At 68.5% G+C, this 23,886-nt stretch carries 23 protein-coding genes and 2 pseudogenes; 14 read left to right on the top strand and 11 right to left on the bottom strand.

The window, feature by feature from the left end; genetic code table 11:
• Positions 1 to 79 precede the first annotated feature (79 nt).
• Positions 80 to 385, bottom strand: a complete 306-nt coding sequence (locus ABZU69_RS35525) for a hypothetical protein (RefSeq protein WP_354968632.1) — start codon at positions 383 to 385, stop codon at positions 80 to 82.
• Positions 386 to 441: 56 nt separating this feature from the next.
• On the opposite strand from ABZU69_RS35525, the pseudogene ABZU69_RS35520 reads away from it, so the two are divergent.
• Positions 442 to 684, top strand: a pseudogene (locus ABZU69_RS35520) (transposase family protein); the annotation flags it as partial.
• Positions 685 to 919: 235 nt separating this feature from the next.
• On the top strand, positions 920 to 2,155 hold the full coding sequence (locus ABZU69_RS35515; RefSeq protein WP_354968631.1) for an IS110 family transposase: 1,236 nt from the start codon (positions 920 to 922) through the stop codon (positions 2,153 to 2,155).
• A 122-nt stretch (positions 2,156 to 2,277) separates the two neighbouring features.
• Here ABZU69_RS35515 and ABZU69_RS35510 read toward each other — a convergent pair whose 3' ends face one another.
• From ABZU69_RS35510 to ABZU69_RS35495, 4 genes are all read right to left on the bottom strand, one after another.
• Positions 2,278 to 2,664 (bottom strand): hypothetical protein, encoded by a 387-nt coding sequence (locus tag ABZU69_RS35510; RefSeq protein WP_354968630.1) that lies wholly within the window; start codon positions 2,662 to 2,664, stop codon positions 2,278 to 2,280.
• On the bottom strand, positions 2,651 to 3,142 hold the full coding sequence (locus ABZU69_RS35505; RefSeq protein ID WP_354968629.1) for an SDR family NAD(P)-dependent oxidoreductase: 492 nt from the start codon (positions 3,140 to 3,142) through the stop codon (positions 2,651 to 2,653). The genes ABZU69_RS35510 and ABZU69_RS35505 overlap by 14 nt, the downstream gene beginning before the upstream one ends.
• A gap of 4 nt (positions 3,143 to 3,146) precedes the next feature.
• The gene (locus ABZU69_RS35500; RefSeq protein ID WP_354968634.1) at positions 3,147 to 3,629 is read right to left on the bottom strand and encodes a DUF4386 domain-containing protein; all 483 of its coding nucleotides are present in this window, start codon (positions 3,627 to 3,629) and stop codon (positions 3,147 to 3,149) included.
• Between the two features lie 331 nt (positions 3,630 to 3,960).
• Positions 3,961 to 4,926 carry an NAD(P)-dependent alcohol dehydrogenase gene (locus ABZU69_RS35495; protein ID WP_354968633.1) on the bottom strand — a complete coding sequence of 322 codons (966 nt, stop codon included), beginning with the start codon at positions 4,924 to 4,926 and terminating at the stop codon, positions 3,961 to 3,963.
• 134 nt (positions 4,927 to 5,060) lie between these two features.
• Between ABZU69_RS35495 and ABZU69_RS35490 the strand changes: the two genes are divergently transcribed.
• The 4 genes from ABZU69_RS35490 to ABZU69_RS35475 all read left to right on the top strand — a co-directional run bounded on the left by ABZU69_RS35490 (position 5,061) and on the right by ABZU69_RS35475 (position 8,332).
• A complete protein-coding gene (locus ABZU69_RS35490) occupies positions 5,061 to 5,735 on the top strand; it encodes a TetR/AcrR family transcriptional regulator (protein ID WP_354968628.1) in 675 nt (224 codons plus the stop codon).
• Between the two features lie 14 nt (positions 5,736 to 5,749).
• Complete coding sequence (locus ABZU69_RS35485) at positions 5,750 to 6,061, top strand: hypothetical protein (protein ID WP_354968627.1); 312 nt, start codon at positions 5,750 to 5,752, stop codon at positions 6,059 to 6,061.
• Between the two features lie 313 nt (positions 6,062 to 6,374).
• Positions 6,375 to 6,860: a hypothetical protein gene (locus tag ABZU69_RS35480; RefSeq protein WP_354968626.1), complete on the top strand. Its 486-nt coding sequence runs from the start codon at positions 6,375 to 6,377 to the stop codon at positions 6,858 to 6,860.
• Between the two features lie 659 nt (positions 6,861 to 7,519).
• Positions 7,520 to 8,332: a tyrosine-type recombinase/integrase gene (locus tag ABZU69_RS35475; protein WP_354968625.1), complete on the top strand. Its 813-nt coding sequence runs from the start codon at positions 7,520 to 7,522 to the stop codon at positions 8,330 to 8,332.
• 227 nt (positions 8,333 to 8,559) lie between these two features.
• Here the strand turns inward: ABZU69_RS35475 and ABZU69_RS35470 are convergent, their stop codons facing one another.
• Complete coding sequence (locus ABZU69_RS35470; RefSeq protein ID WP_354968624.1) at positions 8,560 to 9,783, bottom strand: helix-turn-helix domain-containing protein; 1,224 nt, start codon at positions 9,781 to 9,783, stop codon at positions 8,560 to 8,562.
• Positions 9,784 to 9,963: 180 nt separating this feature from the next.
• Here ABZU69_RS35470 and ABZU69_RS35465 point away from each other — a divergent pair, with 180 nt between their 5' ends.
• Together ABZU69_RS35465 and ABZU69_RS35460 are read left to right on the top strand one after the other, a co-directional pair.
• Positions 9,964 to 11,133 carry an alpha/beta hydrolase gene (locus ABZU69_RS35465; RefSeq protein ID WP_354968623.1) on the top strand — a complete coding sequence of 390 codons (1,170 nt, stop codon included), beginning with the start codon at positions 9,964 to 9,966 and terminating at the stop codon, positions 11,131 to 11,133.
• 12 nt (positions 11,134 to 11,145) lie between these two features.
• A complete protein-coding gene (locus ABZU69_RS35460) occupies positions 11,146 to 11,823 on the top strand; it encodes a serine hydrolase (protein WP_354968622.1) in 678 nt (225 codons plus the stop codon).
• 622 nt (positions 11,824 to 12,445) lie between these two features.
• On the opposite strand, the pseudogene ABZU69_RS35455 reads toward ABZU69_RS35460, so the two are convergent.
• Together ABZU69_RS35455 and ABZU69_RS35450 are read right to left on the bottom strand one after the other, a co-directional pair.
• A pseudogene (locus ABZU69_RS35455) lies at positions 12,446 to 12,772 on the bottom strand (ADP-ribosylation/crystallin J1); the annotation flags it as partial.
• 252 nt (positions 12,773 to 13,024) lie between these two features.
• The gene (locus ABZU69_RS35450; protein WP_354968621.1) at positions 13,025 to 13,960 is read right to left on the bottom strand and encodes an RNA polymerase subunit sigma-70; all 936 of its coding nucleotides are present in this window, start codon (positions 13,958 to 13,960) and stop codon (positions 13,025 to 13,027) included.
• Positions 13,961 to 14,017: 57 nt separating this feature from the next.
• Between ABZU69_RS35450 and ABZU69_RS35445 the strand changes: the two genes are divergently transcribed.
• From ABZU69_RS35445 to ABZU69_RS35425, 5 genes are all read left to right on the top strand, one after another.
• Positions 14,018 to 14,398, top strand: a complete 381-nt coding sequence (locus tag ABZU69_RS35445) for a nuclear transport factor 2 family protein (protein WP_354968620.1) — start codon at positions 14,018 to 14,020, stop codon at positions 14,396 to 14,398.
• On the top strand, positions 14,385 to 14,717 hold the full coding sequence (locus tag ABZU69_RS35440) for a TfoX/Sxy family protein (RefSeq protein ID WP_354968619.1): 333 nt from the start codon (positions 14,385 to 14,387) through the stop codon (positions 14,715 to 14,717). Before ABZU69_RS35445 ends, ABZU69_RS35440 begins: the two co-directional genes overlap by 14 nt.
• 404 nt (positions 14,718 to 15,121) lie before the next feature.
• The gene (locus tag ABZU69_RS35435) at positions 15,122 to 17,458 is read left to right on the top strand and encodes a hypothetical protein (RefSeq protein WP_354968618.1); all 2,337 of its coding nucleotides are present in this window, start codon (positions 15,122 to 15,124) and stop codon (positions 17,456 to 17,458) included.
• Positions 17,459 to 17,802: 344 nt separating this feature from the next.
• A complete protein-coding gene (locus ABZU69_RS35430; protein WP_354968617.1) occupies positions 17,803 to 18,723 on the top strand; it encodes an NAD(P)-dependent oxidoreductase in 921 nt (306 codons plus the stop codon).
• A gap of 9 nt (positions 18,724 to 18,732) precedes the next feature.
• Positions 18,733 to 19,593 (top strand): RNA polymerase sigma-70 factor, encoded by an 861-nt coding sequence (locus tag ABZU69_RS35425; RefSeq protein ID WP_354968616.1) that lies wholly within the window; start codon positions 18,733 to 18,735, stop codon positions 19,591 to 19,593.
• A gap of 320 nt (positions 19,594 to 19,913) precedes the next feature.
• Here the strand turns inward: ABZU69_RS35425 and ABZU69_RS35420 are convergent, their stop codons facing one another.
• The 3 genes from ABZU69_RS35420 to ABZU69_RS35410 all read right to left on the bottom strand — a co-directional run bounded on the left by ABZU69_RS35420 (position 19,914) and on the right by ABZU69_RS35410 (position 22,800).
• Positions 19,914 to 20,900, bottom strand: a complete 987-nt coding sequence (locus ABZU69_RS35420; protein WP_354968615.1) for a serine hydrolase — start codon at positions 20,898 to 20,900, stop codon at positions 19,914 to 19,916.
• 506 nt (positions 20,901 to 21,406) lie between these two features.
• Positions 21,407 to 22,069, bottom strand: a complete 663-nt coding sequence (locus tag ABZU69_RS35415; RefSeq protein ID WP_354968614.1) for a hypothetical protein — start codon at positions 22,067 to 22,069, stop codon at positions 21,407 to 21,409.
• Between the two features lie 293 nt (positions 22,070 to 22,362).
• On the bottom strand, positions 22,363 to 22,800 hold the full coding sequence (locus ABZU69_RS35410; protein WP_354968613.1) for a hypothetical protein: 438 nt from the start codon (positions 22,798 to 22,800) through the stop codon (positions 22,363 to 22,365).
• A gap of 282 nt (positions 22,801 to 23,082) precedes the next feature.
• On the opposite strand from ABZU69_RS35410, the gene ABZU69_RS35405 reads away from it, so the two are divergent.
• Positions 23,083 to 23,727, top strand: coding sequence for an N-acetyltransferase (locus ABZU69_RS35405; RefSeq protein ID WP_354968612.1), 645 nt, complete (start codon positions 23,083 to 23,085; stop codon positions 23,725 to 23,727).
• Positions 23,728 to 23,886 lie beyond the last annotated feature (159 nt).

Here is a 23,886-nt window from a genome sequence, read left to right as displayed (position 1 = left end):
CGCGATCTCACCCGCTCTTCCCGCCTCCACAGAGGCCACTCACCCCGTAGATTCCCAGCTCAGGGCACCCACCGATCGACTACGCAATCGCCCTGGGTACAAGCCGACCATTGGCCGACTCGGGTTCGGATGCGTCGTTGTGAGCACGGCAGTGGAAGACCAGCAGGTGGTCTCCGCCGAAAATCTCCACGTCCGGGGGTATGTCGAGTTGAAAGAACAGAGCCATCCGCTCGCCGCAGAAACACTCGGGCCATTCCTGGGCGTCGTCGAGGAATGGCCAGCCGCCCACTGAGTTCCGCATCGGCCGGTCCAGCGGCTCGGTCCCGACCTCGACCACGTGGGCAGGCAACACCACCCGCACCTTCCTCACATCATGTTCGACCACCCGCTCACCCTAAGGGCTGTCGTATGGCTGCTGGTCGCGGGCGAGATGGTCTTGGAATGGCTGGTGTGATCACGGCGTCGCAGTCGTCCTGGATAGCCCCGTTCACCGGGCTGAGCCCGCGCAGTTTCGGCAAGTTGGCGACCATGCTGCGGCGTGAAGGAACGGACGCGGTCCGCCGGGGCCGGCCGTGGGGCCTGCCGTTGGAAGATCGGGTGCTGCCGGTCGCGGCGTACTGGCGCACCAACCTGACACTGCGCCAGCTCGCCCCGCTCTTCGGGCATGCGACATCCTCTTCTAATGGGTTCTGTCAGCCTGCTGCGGCAGGATGGCTCCGGTAGCGGCTGGCGGGTCAGCACTCTTCTCTTCGGGCCTTCAAGGTCTTGCGGCAGACCGTGCGCCCGCTGGTCGTGAGGAGGCTGGACAGCTGATGGGATGACGTGCCCCGGATGTTCGCGGTGAGTACTTGGCCATTAGATCGCTGAGGTCTCTTCCACGCTGCCATGGACGACACTGTCCATCGAGGAAGGTGGCGTGATGTTGTATCTGGGAGACGACTGGGCCGAGGACCACCACGACGTTGAGCTCGTCGACGACCACGGTGCGAGGTTGGCCCGTAAACGGCTACCCGAAGGTCTCGAGGGCGTCACCCGGTTGCACGCGCTGATCGCCGAGCGGATGCCGCCCGAGTGGGCCGACCTGGACCCGGGCGAGGCCGCAGCGCAGGTGCGGATCGGGATCGAGACCGACCGCGGCCCGTGGGTGCAAGCATTGATCGCGGCCGGCTATCAGGTGTATGCGATCAACCCGATGTCCGTGGCCCGCTATCGCGAACGGCATTCCACCTCGGGGGCGAAGTCCGACGCCGGCGACGCGCACGTGCTCGCCGAGATCGTGCGCCTGGACCACGCCCATCACCGACCTGTCGCCGCGGACAGCGACCAAGCCGAGGCGATGAAACTCGTCGCCCGCACCCATCAGACCCTGATCTGGGACCGCACGCGGCAGCTGCTGCGGCTACGCAGCGTCCTGCGGGAGTTCTTCCCCGCCGCCCTGGACGTCGTCGACGACCTGACCGCGTCGGACGCGTTGGAGCTGCTGGCGCGTGCGCCGGATCCTGCTCGCGCCGCCCGGCTATCGCGGTCGCAGATCGCCGCGGCGTTGCGGCGGGCGAACCGCCGCCAGGTTGACGCCAAAGCCGCCGACCTGCAGCAGCGACTACGCGGGGCGCAGCTGCGCCAGCCGGACGCCGTCCAGGCCGCCTACGCGGCCATCGTGACCGCTCAGGTCCGGCTGATCGCGGCGCTCAACGTCGAGGTCGAGCAGCTCGGGCAGGTGGTGGCCGACCATTTTGGCCGGCACCGGGACGCTGAGCACTACCTGAGCCAACCCGGCCTCGGCGTGGTCCTCAGCGCCCGGATCCTCGGCGAATTCGGCGACGACCCCCACCGCTTCACCGACGCCAAAGCCCGCAAGAACTACGCCGGCACCTCCCCGATCACCCGCGCATCCGGCACCCGCACCATCGTGCTGGCCCGTTACGCCCGCAACCGACGACTCGCCGACGCCGTGCACCAATGGGCGTTCTGCGCCCTGAAAGGCTCACCCGGCGCCCGCGCCTACTACAGCGCCCTCCGCACCCGCGGCACCGGCCACCAAGCCGCCCTACGCCAACTCGGCAACCGCCTCGTCGGCATCCTGCACGGCTGCCTCAAAACCAATACGACCTACGACGAGGCAACCGCCTGGGCACATCTCCAGCCCACTTCTTGACAACCTCAGAACATGGGATGTCTGCCGCGATGAGCGCGGTCATGCCGATGATCGGACGTCGAGGTTGTATCCACCGCAAGGGTGCGACCCTTTCGGAGCGACGCGGTCGCGTTTCTCCGTCGTCAACCCGCTGCGGCCAGGCCGACGAGGTCGGCGCTGACCTGCCAAAGGCGTGCGGCAGTAGCCTCGTCGTAGCTGCGTTTGGACGACCTCTGCGGTCCGCCCTTCGTGAGGTACAGCCCCGTCCGGCCTTGGAGGGCTGGCGCGGAGGCGAGCTGGATCGAGGTCGCGGCGCCTCGTGCCGGTGATGCCATGAACGCGCGCAGGAAGGGGACGAGCAGGCGTTGGGATCGGCTGGGGTCCTCGGCTCCGAACGACGTGCTCACGAGGCCAGGGTGGGTAGCGTTGGCAGTGACGTCGCCAGCCGAGAGCCTGCGGGCGAGCTCGTAGGTGAACAGGACGTTCGCGAGTTTCGACTGGTTGTAGGCGCGTGCTCTAGGAGCGCTCACCTTGGAGATCGTCAAAGTCGATGCGACCGAGTCTCTGGGCGTTCGATGCGACGGACACTACGCGGGACGGGGCGCTCCGCCTCAGCTGGTCGAGCAACAGGTTGGTGAGCAGAAAGGGCGCCAGGTGGTTTACCGCGAAGGTGTGCTCGAGACCGTCGGGGGTGATCCTCCGGGTGTTCCAGTAGCCCCCGACATTGTTGACGAGGACATCGATCCGGGGAAGGCGCTCTAGCGCCTCGTCCGCCAACCGTCGGATTTCTGCCTGCGAGGACAGGTCAGCGACGAAAGAGTCCACCTGTCCGCCGACTGCGCGGACCTCACCGGCCGCCGCCTCCGTGCGCACGCGGTCGCGACCGGTGATCGCGACGCGCGCACCTAGACAGGCCAGGCCCAGGGCCGTCGCTTTGCCGATGCCTCGGGTCGCGCCGGTGACCAGCACCGTCCTGCCGGCCATCAGACCCTTGTCGGTCAGCACCATGCCGTCACGCACCCTGAGCATGCGGCTCGGTGCGAACGCCCTTGACCAGAAGCCAGACGCCGAACGTCAGCTCAAACAGCGCGCCGGGGATGAGGAGGACCAGGCTGACGTGGCTGCCGAAGATCTCGGCGACGGCGCCCGTGAAGTGGACCACGTACCCGACCACGCCCCACGCCGCCAGAAACCGGGGGACCAGGCGGGTCCGGTAGAGCAGGACGCACAGGAAGAACGCTCCGAACGCGAGCCCCGCCTGGCCAATCTGGTACGCCATCGTGTTGGAGTCCACCGCGAGCGAGCCCAGGGACCGGGCTAGCTCTGCGCTGACCTGCCCTGCATCGAGCTGCTCTGACAACGGGATGAGTGAGAGGAGACAGAGGGCGCCGACTGCCAGCAGGGCGACCTCGAAGACCATCGCGGACAGATAGGTCAGGGCGGTCCGCTTGCCGTGCTTCTCCAGGATTGGGAAGAACAAGACGGCCTTGCCGATGTCGACGGGGTGTTCAACAGCATGAGGCAGGCGCCGAGGACCAGGGTGGCCTGGTGAGCGGAGACGCTGGTGCCTAAGTCGGGCGTGTCCACCACGGAGCTGACCAGGGCGAAGCCAACTCCATACGTGACGAACCCTGCCAGGAAGAGTGACCCGATCAGGCGTCCGTACGTCCTGCCGGTGTCGCTTGCCCAGCCTGCAGCGGAGGGCGGTGGAACAGCGGCGTGCTGGTCGGGCAACGGCGGGCCACTGGTTGTCGCGGTCACGGGTTGCTCCTTGCGGTCGGGTGGACGGGTGGTTGGAAGTCGGTTGGCGGTGATGTGTCCGGGGATCAGACGGTGATCGCGACCTTGCCGCGGACCTGGCCCCTCTCGAGGAGCCGCATGGCGTTGGGCGCCTCGTCGAGCGGGTAGCTGCGGTCCATGCTCGGGATGACCTTGCCAGCCTCGATCAGCTCGGTGAGCCGCTCGAGGTCGGTGGCGCGCTCCTTTGCCATGAACAGCGCCAGACGCTGCCGCAGGAATAGTGAGAGCAGCGCTCCGCGCAGCTGCCTGCCCATGCCGGTCAGGCTGCCGCCGTTCTCACCGCCGACGAATACGACCGTCCCTCGTGGTTCGAGTGCTCGCCGCAGCCGCCTCACCGAGGGGCGTCCTCCGATGTCGAGGATCAGGTCGTAGCGGCGAGTCCCGTCGGCGAAGTCCTCGTGGCTGTAGTCGATGACGTGGTCGGCACCGAGGGAGGTCACCAGGTCGAGCTTTGCGGTGCTACAGACTCCGGTGACCTCGGCGCCGAAGGCCTTCGCCAGCTGCACCGCGTAGGTCCCGACGCCGCCGGACGCGCCGAGAACCAGCACGGACTGACCCGCCTGCACCCTTCCGACGTCGAGGAGCGCCTGCAGCGCCGTGCCGGCCGACACGGGAACGACCGCAGCCTGGGCGAAGGACAGGTTCACCGGCTTCCGGGCGAGCTTGTCCTCCCGCGCCACGGCATACTCGGCGAAGGACCCCGGAGCGATCCCGTACACCTCGTCGCCGACCGCGAACCGTGTCACCGACGAGCCGACTCTCGCTACCGTGCCGGCCACGTCACGGCCGGACACCGGGCTCTTTGGTCGCCGAAGCCCGAAGCCGAGTCGCATCACGTAGGGCTTGCCCGTCATCAGATGCTCCGTGCCGCGGTCGAGACCGGCCGCGCGCACCCGCACGAGCACCTCGTGGTCGGCGATCACAGGACGGGCGACTCGGGCCAGCCGCAGGACCTCCGAGCTGCCGTAGCGGTCCTGGATGACCGCCCTCATCATCGTCGGCGTCGCCCTGGTCGGGGTCGTCATAGCGGTCCTCCGGAAGTCAACTTGAAGATCCGTACTTAGTACGAATACGCTAACGTACTTTGTACGAAGGTGCCTATAGCACGAACGGACGAGGAATATGAATGTCTGAGCCAGTCAGCGAGGGCGGCCGGCGGCGAGCGCGGCTGACCCGCGAGCGCGTCCTACAGGGCGCGCTGTCGGTAGCCGACTCCGGCGGTTTGGGATCGCTCACGATCCGCTCCCTCGCCAAGGAGCTCGGCGTCAAGCCGATGTCGGTCTACTACCACGTCGCCAACAAGGACGAAATCCTCGACGCGCTCGTCGACATCGTCTTCGGCGAGATCGAGCTTCCGGTTCCTGGCCGTGACTGGCGGTCCGAGCTGCGGAGGCGAGCTCACTCGGCCCGCCAGGTCTTAGCGCGACACCGCTGGGCCATCGGGCTGCTGGAATCGCGGAGCAGCCCGGGGCTTGCCAATCTGCGCCACCACGACACCGTCATCGCCACCCTGCGCGAAGCCGGGTTCTCGGCCGAGATGACGGCGCACGCCTACGCGCTGATCGACAGCTATGTCTACGGCTTCGCACTTCAAGAGGCCGCCCTCCCGTTCGAGGGCCCAGAGAGCGTCGGCGAAGTGGCGGAACCGATTATGGAGCTGATGGGCGCGGGAGAGTACCCGCATCTCGTCGAGATGGCGACCTCGTATTACATGCAGCCCGGCTACGACTTCGGCGACGAGTTCGTGTTCGGGCTCGACCTCATTCTCGACGGGCTCGAAAGGTCGCTCGGCCTGGGATGAGTGCCGCTCGCGCGATGGGCATGACGGCGAAAACGTCCGGTAGCCGAGATGAGTGTACGGCGCTTAACTACCTCGCCATGCTTAAAGTCCCGCAAGAACTCGGCTTCGGCCCCGGTACGACCTGCTGGCGGCGGTTGAAACGCTGGATTGATGCCGGCGTGTTCGACCAACTCCACCAGATCCTGCTCGAGCGGTTGAACACAGGGAACCGGATCGACTGGTCGCGCGCGGCGATGGACGGCAATCACATCGACGCCAGAAAGGGGGTCTCGGGACAGGCCCGTCGCCGGTCAACCGCGCAAGCCCGGTTCCCAAACACCATCTGATCTGTGACGGCAACGGCACCCCGATCTACGTGCTGACCAGCGGCGCCAACATCCCCCGACTTCAGCCGCGCCCTCGAGTTGCTCGACGGCGGCCCCGGGGACGTCCTGACATGCCGCGATCCGCGCTCAATGAAGTGCGTCATATCGCCGGCGTCATCGATCGGAAGTCCCGACACTTCCAACGGTGAACACGCCAACGGACCGGCGACGAGACCATACGGGGGGCGGCCTCGGGCGCACACGCTCCGACGAGCGTCGCGCCGCCGCCGTGACCGATCGCTATGATGCCGGGCGGACCAAGGGAGGAGACAACATGGCGCTGACCGTGCGGGTCCGGCCGAACGCCGCGTCCCTGTCGTTCCTACTGCTCGGCGCGGCGCTGATCGTGATCGGGGCAATGAGCGGCGGCGTGCTGGGCCTGGTGCTGGTCGTGTGGGGCGCGTTCTTCGCGGTGCTGCTCGGTTACCCGGTGGCGGCCAGCACGTTGTTGCGGGTGCCGGCGGTGGTGGTCGGCCCGGACGGGATCCGGCTGCCGCTGATGGGTGTCCGGCTCGAATGGCCCGAGATCGCCGAGGTGCGGCCGGGCGTCAAGATGCGCGGCCGGACACAGACCCCCGTGCTGCTGGTGGTACCCGCCGACCCGGTCGCCACGGTCTCGCAGGCGCGCTGGTGGCTGCGCCGGGAGGCCCGCAACGATTTGGCCTCGCTCGGCGCCCCGGTGGTCATTGACGACCGCTCCCTCGATCACACCCTCACCGAGATCAGGTCCGCGGTCAGCGCCCACGCAGCCGCCCGCTGAGGTGGATCGGGCCGCCGATTCCACCAGACAGCGGCCCGCAATGCCCGTTCCCGCACAGGTCAATTCGCCCGTCGGCGCGGGGGCACTTGAGCCAGTTCACGCTCGCCAACAGGTCGGAGAGCTACACCCGCGAGATGCTGCGTGCGACGTTGCCGCGCAAGCAAACGCACTGACATGCCGCGATCCGAGCGTCACGGAACGTGATCGTCGGCGTGCCGATAAGCGTCCGGACACATGTCGAGAAGAGTGCACTCGATCGCGGCCTTGGCGTGCGGTGAGCGGCGGCCCCGGGTCCGGGCTGCCGCGCCTCGTAGCCGGGCAGAATCGGGCAGGCGCGGGTCTCGACCTGTCCGGGTCCACCGCGCTCGGCCCGCCGTCCATCTTCATCGACCCAACGGACTACTTCGGCATGGACGCAATACATGGCCAGATTATGGTCTCTGCCGGGCAAGGGCCGGCAGGACTCAAGCTGTCGGGCGTCGCACCCAATGCGCATCCGAATCTGCCGCGCAGCGGGCGTTGACACCGGCTGTGAGCGGTGACGCACCGTAGGTATGACTACCTCTCCCACGTCTGGTCCCAACATCGTCTCTCCTGATCATCTCGTTCTCCGTGCGGCGGTAGCCGCCTACCTCGGTCGGTACCGTGGTGACACGCGCTTGCACACCGACTCCGATCTGCGCGTCTTCCTCATCTGGTGTACCGACCAGGGCCTGGATCCGCTGTCGGCGGCTCGGGTGGACATCGAGCGGTACGTGCGCTGGCTGCAGGACGTACGCCGCTTCCAACCCTCGACCGTTTCCCGCCGGCTGTCGGTGGTCGTCGGCTTCTACCGCGTGTGCGTCATCGACGACATCCTGCCGAACTCACCCGCCGACTATGTCCGCCGACCGACGGTGCCACCCGAATCACCCACCCTCGGGCTGGGCCACCTACAGTTCGAAGCACTGATCACCACCGCACGGCTATCGGCCAACCCGAACGACTTCGCCCTGGTCTCCATGCTCGGACTGCTCGGGCTGCGGATCTTCGAAGCCTGCGGCGCCAACATCAGCGACCTCGGCGAGGAACACGGCCACCGCGTCCTGCGCGTGCGCGGCAAGGGCGGCAAGGTCGTCCTCGTCCCGCTGCCGCCCGCGGTGGCCAGAGCCATAGACCGCGCCGTCGACGGCCGCCTCGACGGTCCGGTCCTGCGCAACACCCTCGGCGCGCGGATGGACCGGCACGCCGCGACCCGCCGGCTCAAGCACCTCGCCGCCAACGCCGGGATCCGGATGCCGAGGATGCACCCACACATGCTGCGCCACACCTTCGTCACCACCATGCTCGACGCTGGCGTGAGCCTGCGCGACGTGCAGATCGCCGCCCGCCACGCCGATCCCCGCACCACCATGCGCTACGACCGCGCCCGCAAGAACCTGGACCGCCACCCCAACTACATCCTCGCCGCCTACATGGCCTCGGGAACGTAGCGACCACAACGAACGTGTCTGCCGATGGTCGGATGGGCCTGTGGGCGTGTGGGGGCACCGACGAAATTGCCTGGCCAGGCGAAATGAGTGCTGCTCGGGACTGCTTCCCACGCTGGTGAAGGTCGTCTCCCGGCGCGTCGACGACTGATCAGCGGGACGGGTGGCCTGTCTGCAACCGCGCCACTGTGATCTCGTCGCGTTTTCACCTGGCCGGCTGCTGCCTGGGTCTACGCGCGAGCCGGCCGTGGTGTGTCCTGGGCGAGGGATTCGGCGAGGAGCCGCCAGATTTCAGCGGCCAGCGCCATGTTGCCGTTGTCCTGGGCTTGTTCGGCGAGGCCGCGCAGGCCGGCCACCGCTTCGTCGCGTGCGCCGTCCAGTAACAGGAGCCGGTTGCGCAGCACGTCGAGTTGGATGCGGTCCTGGTAGGGCAGGAGCGGGTCGAGGCGGTCGAGCTGGTCGAGCAGCGCGCGGGCCTCGGCGGCGTGTCCGGTGTGCATGGCGAGGTGCGCGCGCAGGGCCAGCAGCTCTTGTTCGATGGCGGGTGTTCCGGTCAGGGGAAGGCTGGCCTGGACTTCCTCGACGCGGCGGTGGGCGGCCTCGGTGTCCGGTGGGGTGGTCTCCAGGTTGAGCTTGGCCGCGCTGATTCGCAGGCGTGTCCACAGGGTGGGGTTGTCCCGTCCGTCGAACCCTCGCACGGCCTTGCCGAGCAGCTCGGCCGCGGCGGCTGGCTCGCCTTGGCGGAGCCGGATGTGGGCCGCGGTCCAGAGTGCCTCGGCCCACAGCGTGTCTGACCGGCCCTCGACGAGGCTGAGCAGTTCGTTGGTGTGCCGGCTGGCCTCGGGCAGCCGGTCGGCCTCGGCCAGCGCGGACACCACGGCCAGCAAGACGTTCGCCATGACATAGGGGGCCACTGTGTTGTCCTTGGCGAGCTGGTGGGCCGTCAGCGCGGTGTCGACGGCGGCGGGGACCTCGCCGGTGGACCGTAGGCAGCGGGCCAGCTCGGCCAGTGCTCTGGCCCGCAGCTCGGCCAGTCCGAGTTGGTCGCTGAGGGTGGTCAGCTCGTCCAGGCAGGCCCGCTGCTCGGCGTACTCCTTGCGTTGCCGTCGCCAGTCGGCGACCTGCCACAGGGCCTGCCAGCGCAGCAGGGGGTCCTCGCCTTCGGCGGTGGCCAGCGCGCCGGACAGCAGCTCGCCCGTCTCGTCGGGGCCGAGGCCGGTGGCGATGGTGAGGCTGCGCGCCAGTGATGAGGCGGTGGACTGCATCAGCTCCTCGGTGCTGACGCCGAGCTGGCTGGCCAGGTGCGTCAGCGCGCGTTCGGTGGGTTGGCGGGCCCCGGACTCCAGCCGGGACAGGTAGCCGGTCGACATGTCGTCGCCGGCGAGCGCGCCCTGGGTCAGACCTCGCTCGATCCGTAGTTGCCTGAGTCGGCGGCCGAAGGCTGGTTGTTCCACCACATCCCGAGTCTAGCCAGCTTGCCTCAAGCCTGGCAATCTGCCCTACCCTGAGACGCCTCGCAGGCAAATACTTCTGGCAAATTCTTGCCAAGATGCTGGCAACTGTCGTAGCGTTCCTGGCATCGCAACCGAGCACGACATCCAGGAGCGAGTGATGAGCAAATTTTTGGAGGTCCCGTGCCCGTCGGTTATCTGATCACTGTGGCGTTCGTCGCGATCGGCACGCTGTTCGCGCTGGCGCCGGTGCCGTGGTCGCGCCCGCTCGGCCGCCTGAGCTACTACTCTGGCCTGGTCGTGAACGAACTGCCGTTCGCAGCCTTCCTCTACATGCTGATCCTGCCGACGTGGCTGGCGTTCGCCGAGGGCGACATCAACTCGGCGGGCGGGTGGGCGGTCGTCGGGCTGGCCGCCGCGACCACGCCCGGGCTCGCGATCATCGCCCACCGCGCACTCGGGGACTGGGCGAGGATCGAGCACGCCATGGACGAAGGGCTCGGGGCCGGGTGGCGCACCACCCTCGACGCCGAGCTGGCCGAAGGGCTGCGGCACCGCCTTCCGTGGGCCCGCATCGTGCTGCGGCCCATCTTCCGGCGCCGGTGGGAGGTCCGGCGCGTGGCCAATCTCGCCTACGGCGACGCAGGTCGCAGAAACCTGCTCGACGTCTACCACCACCGGTCACGGCCCGAAGGCGCGCCCGTACTGATCCACCTGCACGGAGGCGGATACTCCGGGGGCCACAAGAACAGCCAGTCGCTGCCGCTGCTCTACCACCTGGCCAGCCGGGGCTGGGTGTGCATCAGCGCCAACTACCGGCTGAGGCCACAAGCCCAGCACCCCGACCACCTGATCGACCTCAAGAAGGTGATCGCCTGGGTGCGGGAACACGCTCACGAGTACGGGGCCGATCCGGCGACGCTGTTCGTCGCGGGCAGCTCGGCGGGCGGGCACATGGCAGCGCTGGCCGCGCTCACCCCAAACGACCCCGCCTTCCAACCGGGCTTCGAGGACGCCGACACCTACGTTACCGGCGCCATCTACCTGAACGGCTGGTACGGCGGCTACTTCGGCCAGGGACCAGAGTCCTCGCCGCTGGCCCACATCACCGCGGACGCACCGCCGTTCTTGGTGGCGCACGGCGACCTGGACCCGCTGGTGCCTGTGGCAGATGCCCGGCATTTCGCCGACCAGCTCCGCCGTACCTCCACCAACGCCGTCGTCTACGCCGAGCTGCGCGGCGGCAACCACGCCTTCGATCTGTTCCACTCGCTCCGCTTCGAAGCGGTCATCGACGCGATCGAGGCCTTCACCGCCTGGGTGAGATCACGGGAGAGGACGCCCCAGCCCTAGCAGGAGACCGGCATGCTGCCGGTCGACGACACCGCAGTGGCCGCTGCTGGGCAGGATCGCCCGGAGCTGCAGAAGGCCATCCAGGAGATCGTCGATTCCGGTTTCGCCGCGGTGCAGCTGCGCGTGCACGATGAGCGGGGCGAGTGGGTCGGCAGCGCCGGGGTACGCAAGCTGGGCGAGGCCGCGAAGCCGCTGACGAACGGGCGGTTCCGGATCGGCAGCAACACCAAGACCTTCACCGCGACCCTGGTGCTGCAATTGGTGGCCGAGGGCAAGATCGGGCTAGACGACCCGGCCGAGCAGACACAACCGGTCGAGGATCCCGTCGGGGACGAAGTCGGCCGAGTGGGTGCCTGCTCGGCCGTGGCGTGCGTGGCCGTGACCTTCGCGGACGAAGCCGGAATCGCAGCTCCGAACGCGCGGGGCAAGGCCGAGCCCCTGCCGCGGCGTCCGCGCGTCAACGAACCGTCACCTGGCAACCGCCGTACGACTGGGTCGACACCATCCGCTGGCCCGGTCCCCACCCCGACCACGTCCATCCAGAACAACGCTGGGGCGCTCGCCCGAGCGGAACCGCGCCGCGTGGACGCCGGCCTGGTCGCGGGCCACGCCGGCGACGACGAAGCCGATGTGGTTGACGACGCGGTGGCGGAAGTAGCGCGATGCCCCGCTCGCAGACGCCGCCGCTAATAAGCTGCGGGGCCGAGCCAGGCCCAGGATGGACGTCCCGACGGGCATCGACGCGCGCATCGAGCACAGACGCCGTACTGACCATGAGGAACCGATAAACGTCCGCTTCTGCCGCCGACCGCGCGCCCCAGCCGATGCTGCTCGACTCTCTGCCGAGGTGAGTGCTCTGGCCGCGAGGTGAGGGTTCGACCATGCTCGCCGATGTCTACTAATCGTCGAAGTCGAACGCGAAGGTACCCGCCTCGATGCGGTCGATGAGCTCGCCGACATTGTCGGCTTGTCTGATGGCGCTGTCCCACCCGCTGCTTGTGATGTCGACGAGCAGCACCGGTGCAGGGTCACTGCACAGGTCGAGTACAAGCTGTTCATGGGAGCCGTCACCGCCGATGATCGCGATGCCGGGGTGCGCATCGGTGGCTTCGTCCCAGGCGTCATGCAGCTCGAGCATTTCGCGTGGCGACTTGAGCCACACGTAGGTTCCGCTGGTCATCCAGCCTCGTCGAAGCCACGACTCACCTTGGAGGTAGGTTCGCCACGCGGCAGGCAGAGCTTGACCTAGGGCCTTGTCGGCGTCGGTGAACTCCTGGTCGTTTACTGGGCCGCGGTAATCGGCTTCTTCGGTGATCGCGCCGACGATGTGGGCGTTGAGATCGGCAAGCTCTGCGGCGGGGATCCAGTACTCCAGCACGTCGCGGCCACCGGCCTGGTGAGCCTCGTAACGGTCCAGGTAGGAACGCTGGACGTTGAACCGGGTTACGTAGCCGACACCTTCGGCGGGGACGTTCCACTCGCGGGCGATCTTCGTGGCGTACCAGCGGTTAAGCACGGGGTAGAAGATTGGCTGATCCGGCAGGCGTGGTGGCCAAGCCCGCCACCTGGACTCCGCCACGAGGTCGAGTTCGGCCTGCCCGGTGGGCCTCCATAGGGTGATCGTGTCGGAGGTGTCGATGGTCTGCTCCTCGCCAAAGTTTCACACCAACCGAGTTCGCAGCTGACAAGGTCGGCATCCTCTTCTGCCGCGGACCGTGAGCTGCAGAGCGTCACGATCGCTTGAGCCAGGCGCCGTCCGGTCGTGCCGAGATCAGCGCATCCGATCTTGACGGCATGGTGCCTCAACTGGCACCGTGGCAGCCCGTTCGAGCCTTCGGGATCTCGGCGAGGCGGTAGCCGTAGCCGTCGAGCAGTCGCCAGGGCACTGGGCTCAGATGCCGTGAAGGAACAGGGTCATGCCGCTCAGGCGGTCGCCGGCCAGGGTGAGCACCACCAGCCCGCCGGGTCGCTCGGTGCCGTCCCCGACGAGGTGCGAGACAAACGCAGGTTGCCCGTTCATGCGAGTAGGGCGCAGCCGGATTCTTAGCCTTTGGCTGACGCGCCAAGCGGCGCTGGTCCGCAGGAACGAGATGATGGCGGCCACGCCGTGGTATTCGTGCGGGGCGGGCGGCATGGCTAGCCATGCCTCGTCGGTGAGCAGACTGACCAGGGTGTCGAAATGGTTACCTGCGAAGGCCTCGGCGAAGCGCTCGACCACCTGACGTTCGCGCGCCGATCCAGGCGCGGGCGGCGCCTCACGGGCGGGGTCGCGGTGACGTTCGATCGCGCCGCGTGCCCGCTGCAGCAGACCTTTGATCGCGGTCGGTGTGGTGTCCAGCATCGGCGCGACCTCACCGAGCGGGTACCCGAGCACGTCGCAGAGCACCAGCACGGCGGCCTGCCGCGGTGTGAGGCGCTGCAACGCCGCGATGAACGCCAACTCGATCTCCTCCCGCGCGGCGTAGCGAGCCTCCGGGCCGCGGTCGGCGTCGGGCACGTGCTCCAGCAGCGCGTCCGGGTAGGGCTGCAGCCAGGTCACGTGAGTGCGGCGGCTGGGCTCCGGCGGCTGAAACGGTGGCTGGGGCTCGGACGGTATCCGTCGGCCCCGATCCCGCAGCGCGTTGAGGCAGCGGTTGGTAGCGATCCGGTAGAGCCACGACCGCAGCGATGAGCGGCCCTCGAATCCGTCCAGGCCGCGCCAAGCCGCCAGCAGCGCCTCCTGCAGCACGTCCTCCGCATCGGTCACCGAGCCCAGCAGGCGGTAGCAGTGCACCAGCAACTCGCGCCGGTGCTCTGCCACCAGCTCCTCGAACGTGACCTGTGCCACAGCCGTTCCGTTTCCCGGCTCGGGGGTGTCGTAACGGGCGACACCGAAGGAGAGATCATGACCAGCCCAGCATTGCAGATCGCCTTAGCTCATCATCGCGCGTGGACCGGCAAGAACCTCGAAACGGCGATGACCTACATCGCGGACGACGTCGTGCTCGATGCCCCTCCCGGGCGACTCGCCGGCATCCACGCCTACCGCGAGTTTCTCAGGCCGTTCGCGGAACAGTTCCTGATCAGCGCGGAGATGATCGCCGCATTCGGGGACGACAGCACAGCCCTGCTCATGTACGACACCGAAACGATCCCGGCCAAAAGCGCACCGGCGGCCGAGTGCGTCACGGTCCGGGACGGAAAGATCGTCCACAACCGGTTCATCTTCGACCGTCTGCCGTTCGAAGAGTTCCAACGCCGGCAGGCCGGTGATGGCGTTCGATGACCAACTGGCCGTCCGGGTGCGGGAGGCCCTCGCTGACCAGTCGGGCGTTACCGAGAAGCGGATGTTCGGCGGGCTCGCCTGGCTGGTGCACGGCCACATGGCCGTCGTCGCACTCAACGGCGGAGGCCTGATGGTGCGGATCGCCCGAGCCGACCACGAGATGATGCTCGCCGAACCCGGTACCGCCACAATGGTGATGCGCAGCCGACCCTTGCGGGGCTGGATCACAGTGGCCGAGCAGGCCTGTGCCACACGTTCGGACCTGGTCACCTGGGTACGGCGCGGGCTGACCTACGCGTTGACATTGCCAGGCCGGTAGGCGTCAGCTCGCCCGCCGGTACCGCGTACCAGCGGGCGAGCTGGCCATCCACTTATGGCACTTATGTCAAGGCGCCGCTCGAACCAGGGGTTTAGGGTGGTTGATGGCGGGTCCGGGAAGTGGCTTGTCCGAAGGGCCGATGTCCGGGGTCAGGTCGGTCACGCTGGATTGCAGAGTCGTCCCCGAGTGCCCTCCCGGATCCGCCGCCTGCCGTCGTTTCTGGTCGGCGACCATCTGGGCGTAGACGACGTTGGACAGTCGCCGCTTCAGCGCGCGCTGGTGGCTCCGGTGCTGTGGACCGTCGGGGCCGACGGGGCGGTTCTCACGACTGGTTGGCCTGACGCGCTTGTCGCTGCCCCGGCTGCCGCCTTACGGTCACGGCCGGATTTGCTAGGTTGACCGCCGTGGCCGTCGTACGGGCGTTCGAGCACGACGATTACTCTCCCGAATATGGACTCGTCGTCCTGCGGGACCCGGACGACCCGGGGGAGCCGGGCGACGATCCGGAGTTGCCGCGCGGGCGTGACCGTGAAGACGAGCCGACCGGCACGTTCGCCGGAGCTGGCGCCGGCTGGATCCTGTGTCAGGCCGGCGACGGCCACCACATGGTGCGTTTGGAGCTGCACGACGGCCCGCCGCCAGCTGACCACGCAGGCTTCGACGACGTGCTGGAGACTCCCTACCGTGCGAGCTCCGGGGGTCTGTCGCTGACCGTCCTGACCGGCGGCGCCGGTCCGGCCGACCTCGAGCTGGGTGGCGGTGGCTGCTACCGGGTCCGGGTGGCGCGCCGGCGGGGCGACACCGAGGACGGGTTCGGGGATCGCTGGTTGCTGCGCTTCTGGCCGGATCCGGCACCTGAGCCGCCGGTCTGGCTGGCTCGCGGCCGGCCGGCCGTCGGTCCGGGCTACGACGGCTGGCAGTCCGAGCTGCAGTACGAGCCGATGGAACTGGCCGGCATTGTCAACGCCGCGGCCCGTGAGCACGCCGGGCCGGTGACCGTGGAGCACATCGACGACTGGGGCCGGACGCACTCGCGCCCGCCGGGATGGCTCGACGCGCCGCTGTGGCAACCGCCTCGGGAGCCGTTGACCACCGGCCACGCCGACCTCGATGAGCGCAACGCCGCCCAGCGCGCGGAGGTGGTGGCTCGGCTGGCCGGGCAGCAGCGCCGGCTTGACGAAATCGCTGCCGAGCTGGGCGTGCCGCCGGTGCGCCGCAAGCGTGACCTGCTGCCGCTGCTGGCCGCCGCCGGCATCCTGGTTCGCGAGGGCCCGGACGGCTACCGCGCCGGGCGGCCGGCCCGGGTGGACACGGTGCTGTCGTTGCCGCCCGACCGGGTCCGGTCCGTCCGGCTGCAGGACGCCCGCAGCCGGTACGGCCCGCTGGCCGAGGATCTCGAGGCGGTGTTGAGGTGGGCATCCCGGGCACCGCTGGAGACCACAGCCGCCGAGCTGGCCGAACGGCTGCTGGTGAGCGAGGCAGAGCTGCGCGACGGGCTGGCCTTCGCGGAGCGGACGGGCCTGCTGCACGTCGACGGCGGGGAGCCGCTGCGGCTGTGGCTGGGACGCCGGCCGAGCCCGGCGTCGGCCCCCCCGACCGCGCCGGTCACCCCAACCGTACCGGACGTCCCAACCGCGCCGGCCGCGCCCGTTACACCGACCAGGATGTCGGTCGCCGCGCCGATGCTGTCCGGTCCGGCGCCGAACTCGGACGGCCCGTCGACCAGAAGCTTCATGCTGGGTGCGATGGCGCGGGTGGCGGGCGACGCGGCGGACGGCCGCGGGATGTTCGTGAGGTTCCCGCAGCGCAACCGGGAGGAGCCGCCCGGCCCGCCGTTCGGTGCGCCGCCGCGGGCCGGCGTGATCGAGGCGAACGGCACCCTGGTCGGGTGGCGCGACGGCGCGCGGGTGGACCTGGCCCGGCTCGAAGCCGCGCGCTGGAGCCGGGCACTCCAAACCAGGCAGGGCGTGCTTGTGGTGAGCCACGGGCACCCGGCCCGGTTGGTCTCCGCGGCCGGCGAGGTGACCGAGATCGACGAGGTGCGGATGCCGGGCGTGATGCTGCTGGGCGACGGCCGGCGGGTGGCGGTGGTCGACAGCGAGCACCGCCGGCGGGTGTCGCGGTACCAGCTGCGGGTGATCGACCTGGGCGGCGGCCCGGTGGAGACCATGCCATGGCCAGACGACCGGGGGATCAGCCTCGTCGGGGCGTACCGCGGCACGGTCTTCTTCGCCGACCACCAGGCCCAGTGGGCCACAATGCGTTGGACACCCGGCACCGACCCGGAGCGGTACGCGCACCCGGTGCAGCAGATCGACCCGCTCACCGGCACCGGCAGCGCGCGGAAGGTGGAGGGGATCACCGTAGTTTGGCCAGACGGGACGACGGTGACGGTGCCGGTCGACCAGATGGCCCGGCTCGCGCCCGGCGGTGACCGGTTGTGGACGGTGCGCTCCAACCCGCCGGCGCTCACGCTGTTCCCGGTCGAGCCGGGAGCTACGGTGCAGCCGCAGGTGTGGTGGTTGCCTGAGGACCGCCGGCGGTCCCCACAGGGGACGTATCGAGAGCCGATCTGGGAGGACACCGAACACGTGCTCTTCGGCTACCACCCCTGGCACTTCCCGCGCGAACCCGCGAGCGGAGTACGGCTGTCGGTGCGCGACGGCGCGATCGAGCGGTTACCCGCCGTCGGCTCCCGCGGGCAGTCGGTGATGTTCGTGGAGCCGCTGTTGACGCCGTAGCCCTTTGTGCAAGGACGTTAATGTGGACTTTCATAAAGGGCGGCCACGACGATGACGACCTCTACCCAACGGATCACGCCGATCGTTGCCCCTCGCCGAAGATCAGACACACGCATCTGCCGATGACAGTGCACTCGATCATGCCGATGAGAGGTGCACCGACTGAGGCGTCGCCACAGCTTTCCCGTGGGCGTTTTCAAGCCTGCATCGCCAACTCGGCACCGAGACGACTATCGAGCTGCCACAAGATCCTCTCACTGTTGGAATTCAAGGCCCGGAGTGGAGGACTCGAGTGACCGGGGTCACGCCCGGGTATGTCACGGATCGGAAGGCCGCCTTGTCCCATGGCCATGACGGAGATGAAGAACCAGAGTGTGATCGTGGCCGGAGCCAGTGGTGTTTTCGGCCGGCACATCCGCGAGGCGCTGACCGACGCCGGGCACACCGTGCTAGGCGTGGGCCGCGGCGAGGGCAACGAGATCCGCGCCGACCTGCTCGACCGCGACGGACTGCTGCGGGCGTTCGAGGGGATCAAGGCCGACGTCGTGGTGCACGCCGCGACCGCGTTGCGCAAGCCGCCGATGACGCACAAGGGCATGTTCGGCACCGACGACCTGCGGGTCACCGGGACCGCAAACCTGATCGAGGCGGCCAAACTTGCGGGCGTACGCCGCTTCATCGGCGAGAACGTCGCCGTCGGCTACGGCTACCGCGACTTCGGCGACCGCGTTCTGACCGAGGCCGACGAGTTCGGGGCGTCCGTGACGGACCCGAACATCAACCGGCACCTGGAGGGCATGCGGGAGAAGGAGCGCTTGCCCCGGGAGTCGGGGCTGGAGGCGATCTCACTGCGATTCGGCTTCTTCTACGGGCCGGGGGGCACCGAGACGATGGTGCACATGCTGCGGAAGCGACAACTGCCGGCGTTCAACGACCACGGTCACATCTCGCCGTGGACGCACCTGGCCGACGCGGCCGCCGCCGTCGTCGCGGCGATCGATCGCGGCCGGCCCGGTGAGGCGTACAACGTCGTCGATGACCACATGGGCTTCGGGGAGATGATCCGGGCGATCGCCGAGACCTTCGGCACACCCAAGCCGTTCACCGTGCCCACGTGGATGATGGCGGTCGCGCCCTACATGCACCTGATGCTCGGCGTCACCATGCGAGTCTCGAGCGAGAAGGCCCGCCGCGAGCTCGGGTGGCAGCCCGCGTACGCGACGGTGCTGGACGGGCTGCGGGCGCAGGCGCTCGGTCACGTCTAGCCTGTTCCCATGATCGATAGCCAGGTCTTCGCTCAGCATCGGCGGCTGCTCTTCGACGTCGCGTACCGGATGACGGGGAGCGTCGCCGATGCCGAGGACATCCTGCAGGAGGCCTGGCTGCGGTGCCGCGACGTCGACGGCGGCCAACTCGCGAACCCCCGGGCGTACCTGGTCAAGACCATCACCAACCTCTCGCTCAACCAACTCACCTCGGCCCGCGCCCGCCGCGAGACGTATGTCGGGCCGTGGCTGCCCGAGCCGGTGCTCACCGCGCCCGACGCGGGCCAGGAGGCCGAGATGGCCGAGTCGATCTCGATGGCGATGCTCGTCGTCCTGGAGACGCTCACCCCCGCCGAACGCGCGATCTTCCTGCTCCACGACGTTTTCGGCTACAACCACGCCGAGATCGCATCCATTCTGGACAGGTCCGAGGTCGCGGTGCGGCAGACCGCGGTCCGGGCGCGGGCGCACGTCGCGGCCCGCCGGCCTCGCTTCGACGTCGACCAAGGCGTACGCCGAGAAGCAGTGGACCGGTTCCGCAAGGCCTGTGCCGGAGGCGACCTGAACGCGATGATGGAACTCCTGGCGCCCGAGGTGATCTGCTGGTCGGACGGCGGTGGCAAGGTGACCGCGGCCCGCCGGCCGCTGGAAGGCGCCGACAACGTCGCCCGCTGGCTGCTCGGGGTCTTCGCCAAGCCGGAGACGCAGAACACACGGCTCGTGATCACCGAGATCAACGGCGGGCCGGGCATCCTGGGCCTGGCCGACGGGCAACCGGCCGGGGCGATCTGCCTCGACTTCGACGGCGAGCGGATCACCGGCGTACGCATGCAGGGCAACCCGGACAAGCTCCGAGGCCTCACCCGCTGATCCCACCTCCCCCGTCGATCATGAACCTAAGATGATCCTCAACGGAACAGTTCCGGATCACCGTTCCATTCAGCCAGCCACATCAACGAGTACGCCGACAAGCGGTAAGTTGAACAGCCGGCGACCTGGTCGGCCGGCCACCGCAAAACACGGCCACGTCGCCCTCAACGCACGGATTTGCCGATGACCGGATGTCGATCGGGCGCCGTGCCGCGGGTGCGCTTCTGGCGACGCAGAAACTGTCCCAACCGCACGCGCGAGGTGGTTCCGGCCCAGACGTGTGCCCTGCCGACGGGGCTGACCCGGCGGACGCCGCGCCGTCAGGCCGTTGCAGGGAGGATGACCCGTTCCAGCACCGTGAGCGGGGTCCGCCACTGGTCGGGGTCGTCGTAGTTGCCGGCGGTGACGGCCACGGTGAGGTCCATGTCGGGCAGGACGAAAAGGCGCTGGCCGCCGTTGCCCATGCCGGCCACCAGCCGATGGCCCTCGATGGATTCGATGTACCACTGGTAGCCGTACTGCGCACCCCAGCCGGTCTGCAGGCGTGGCTGGAGCATCGCGCGGATCCAGTCGGTGGAGACGATCTGCTGGCCGTCCCAGATTCCCTCGGTCAGCACCAGTTCGCCGATCCTGGCCAAGTCGGGGGGCGCGAGTCGCAGCCCGGACGCGGCGGAGGCCACTCCGTCCGCGCCGGTCATCCACTCGAAGCTGCCGATACCCAGCGGCGCGAACAACACGGCCTGCGCGTACTGCGGCAGCGACTGCCCGGTGCCGTCGGCGATCAGCCGGCCGAGCAGAGCCGTGGCACCGCCGCAGTAGGTCCATCGGGTGCCGGGCGGCTCGAGGATCGGCCGCTCCAGAATGTACCTGTACCGGTCCGGCGCCAGCTCCATCGCGATCTCGGCGTTCGCCGGGCTGCTGTACGGGAGATCTTCGCGCCATTCCACGCCTAACGACATCGTCAGCGCGTGCTCGACGGTGAGCTGGGCACGCTGAGGGTCGACCGCCAGGTCGGGGTACTGCGGGAACAGCCGCAGGAGCGGTTCCGCCGGCGGCGGAACCAGCCCTTCGCCGAGCGCGATGCCGTACAACAGCACGGTCGCGCTCTTGGTGACGGACCGGATGTCGTGCAGCGTCTCGGGCCCGAACTCGACGACGCCCAGCGAGTCGCCCCAGGCGTAGTCCTCGCCGGCCCCGTAGTACTCCAGCAAGGTTTGACCACCGCGAACCGCCGCGACGGCGTGCAGACCGCCGAGCTGGCCAGCTTGGAGTATCTCGTCGAGACGGTCACGCAACTGCGTCGTCATAGGCACTCCCAGGGGGCGATATCGGCTGGCGGAACAGCATGCTCGTTATACCGGAATTTCCGCTCTTGGAGCGGGCCGGGTGGGAGGGCCCGGCCCGGCCCGCCGCAGCTGCCCGCTTCAGCCATGATTCGGTCGTGAGAGACGGCCACCTCCTGGCGCAGAGCCTCGACGTCGGCGTCCAGGACCGTGCCGCCCCATTTTGCGTACCACACCGTTGGTGGGGTCGCTGTCGACGGTGCGCGGGGTGGTGCCGAGCAGCACAACGCGCCACGTCCAGCGCGAGCTGCCGCCGCGCATCCGCATCTGCCGCCGACCGTGCGCGCTGGGCCTCGAGGCGCCCTGACGCTCGGTCTTCAACAGCAGCTGGCGCGGCTGGGAATCATTCGAGTGCGGTCCTCACCGAGCGATCGGCGGCGGTCTTGCGGAACCCGCAGCATGGCGAGCTGTTCATCGTTGACCAGCCGAGGCAACCCTGCCCTGCCCACGCGGACGCCCCGGGCCCGCGCTCAGTCCACGTCGGCCGGGATCGGGTCGAACGACGTCCCGTCCGCCGGGCCCACCTCGTGCAACCGCCCGTCCCGCACCAGGTACACGAAATTGTGCCGGGTCCGCGCCGCGAAGTCGGCCCGCTGCTCGTCGGTCCAGTCGTCGCGGTGGGCGCGGGGGTACTCGGCGTGGTCCGGTTCGGTCAGCAGCCGGACCACGTAGACGGCGTTGGCGCGCACCTCGATACGCCAGCGGTCGTCGGGCCACTCGCCCTCGGCCTCGATGACGCCGTCGACGACGTGGCCGAAGGTGAACCTGTCCAGCGCGGGCGGATACACCCGGCCGGGCACCGGGTCGACCCGCTCGCGCGCGACGGTGGCGTCCTGCTCCAGGAACGTGTGCACCAGGTACCCCATCCAGAATTCGGCATCGTAGAACTTCTCGTTCTCGTTCCAGGCGATCGCGGTGCCGTCGGCGGTCGGCGCCCACTTGCACCAGTACCCGGGCTTGCGCGGGTCTGGATCCCTGGCGTCCTCGATCTCGTCGCCGTAGCCGAGGGCGTAGGGGCCGGTGGACCGGGGTTCGTGCCTGGTCTCGGCGAACGCCAGCAGGTAGTCGATCTCGTGCTGGTTCAGCGGAGGAGTGATCGTCACCTGGCCGGTGAACGTGGTCTCGTAACCCACGGCGGTTCCCTTCCACGAAGCGTCGCATGTGTATACCAAAGCGTGGAAGGCACTGATCCGAGCATGCAGGAGTTCGGGAGTGGAACTGACCGGCACGTTGGCGGAGACCCACTGGGAATCGCATCGACCTGCGATCTTCGGGTCGGCCTACCGGATCCTCGGTTCCGAGGCCGAGGCCGAGGCCTGCATGTCGGCGGCGTGGCAGCGCAGGAGCCGAACGCAAGATCTGAAATCGGCGAAGGTATCCGCTTCTGCCGCCGACCGTGCGCGTGGCTGTTGGTCGACTGTCACCGCTACGCGGGTTCCTCTGCCGTGCTGCCGTACAGGGTGGCGAGGACACGATGCCGCAAGATCTCGTACTGCTGGCGACATCGCCGGGGAGGGCCGGGCGGGCGCTGCTGCACCTGACCGCCGACAACGACTTCCTGCAGGTAGAACTGATCAGCGGTGAGGTCGACGTCGCGGCCGTCGGGTAACCGATTCCAATAGTGGTAGCCGACCTTGGCGTCTCTGGCGAAGACTTCACCGAGGATCAGTTCTCCGCCGAGCAGGTCCTGAATGATCAGTGCGGTCGCTCCGCATTGACCACGGGCTGCGTTGTCTGGATGCCAGTCCTGCATATCATGCGGGTCGCAGGTATCCGCTCCCCAGCCGGCCCGCAGTATCGGCTGCAGCAATTCCAGGCTAATCAAGAGCGGGTCTGTTCGCTTGTCGCGTTCTCCGGACGTCACCCATGCAGAGTGAGCCCTCGACCGGGTCGAGGGTCAAGTAAACCTCGGGCCACGGGTTTCCCGGTTGGCCGAAGAGCGCCACCGCCGGGCGTACTCAACTGCCGCGAAGCCCTCGTCACCGAGGGTGAGGTCGGCGCCGGTCGCCGGCGTCCGGACGTGCCGATGAGCGTGCGTCTGTCCGCCCAGATTGGTCGCGATATCAAACCTCGGGCGCGCTTCAGCGTGCGTGCCGCTGGATATGGTCGAACCCGTACGGGTGCGTGACACGTGGAGTGGACGGGGATGGTCGAGACGATGGTCGTGGTCGAGTGGGGAGACGAACTCGGCGAGGGATACCGGCGCCGCATCACCGAGGTCTACGTGCGCAGCTTCGCAGCGGACTTCGTCGCGTTCTCGCGCGACACCGGGAAGTTGGCCGACGCGTTCGAGCACATGCTGCTGCTCGAACGGTTCTACATCGCGCTCGTGGACGGGGAGCCCGCCGGCCTCGCCTCGCTCACCGAGAGCGACCAGACGCTGTTCGCGCCGCGCTGGCGGGAGATCCGGCGTCATCTCGGGCTGGCGCGCGGGCTGCTCGGCTACGTGGTGATCCGGAGATGGTTCATGTGCCCCTCCGACGACGCCCGGCCCGGGCTCGCCGAGATCGGGTTCGTCGCCACCGAGCCGGCTTATCAGGGTCGCGGCGTCGCGACCGCGTTGCTGCGTCACCTGCTGGAGTTGCCCGGGTATCGCGAGTACGTGCTCGAGGACATCAAGGACACCAACGCACCCGCCCTCGGCCTCTACGCCAAGCTCGGCTTCACGGTGTACAAGCGTCGGAAAGTGCGCTTCGCGCGACGCGCCGGCTTCACCGAACTCGTGTCGATGAAGCTCGTGCAGGACTCCACGTCGCAGCCTACCGCCGACCGATCACCCGGAGCCGTCTGACGGGACACTGAGGTGCTCCCGCTGCCCGAGGTCGAGATCTAAGACCCAACCCCTTCCGAACGTTCGCTCATGGCACCCCTTTGTGTCAAGACACCGCTCGGAGGGCGGGTTTAGGTTGGGTGGTGGCGGGTCCGGGAAGTGGCTTGTCCGAAGGGCCGA

Source organism: Micromonospora sp. NPDC005206 (genome assembly GCF_040608175.1).
GTDB lineage: Bacteria > Actinomycetota > Actinomycetes > Mycobacteriales > Micromonosporaceae > Micromonospora.
This window is presented reverse-complemented; position numbering and strand designations above follow the sequence as displayed.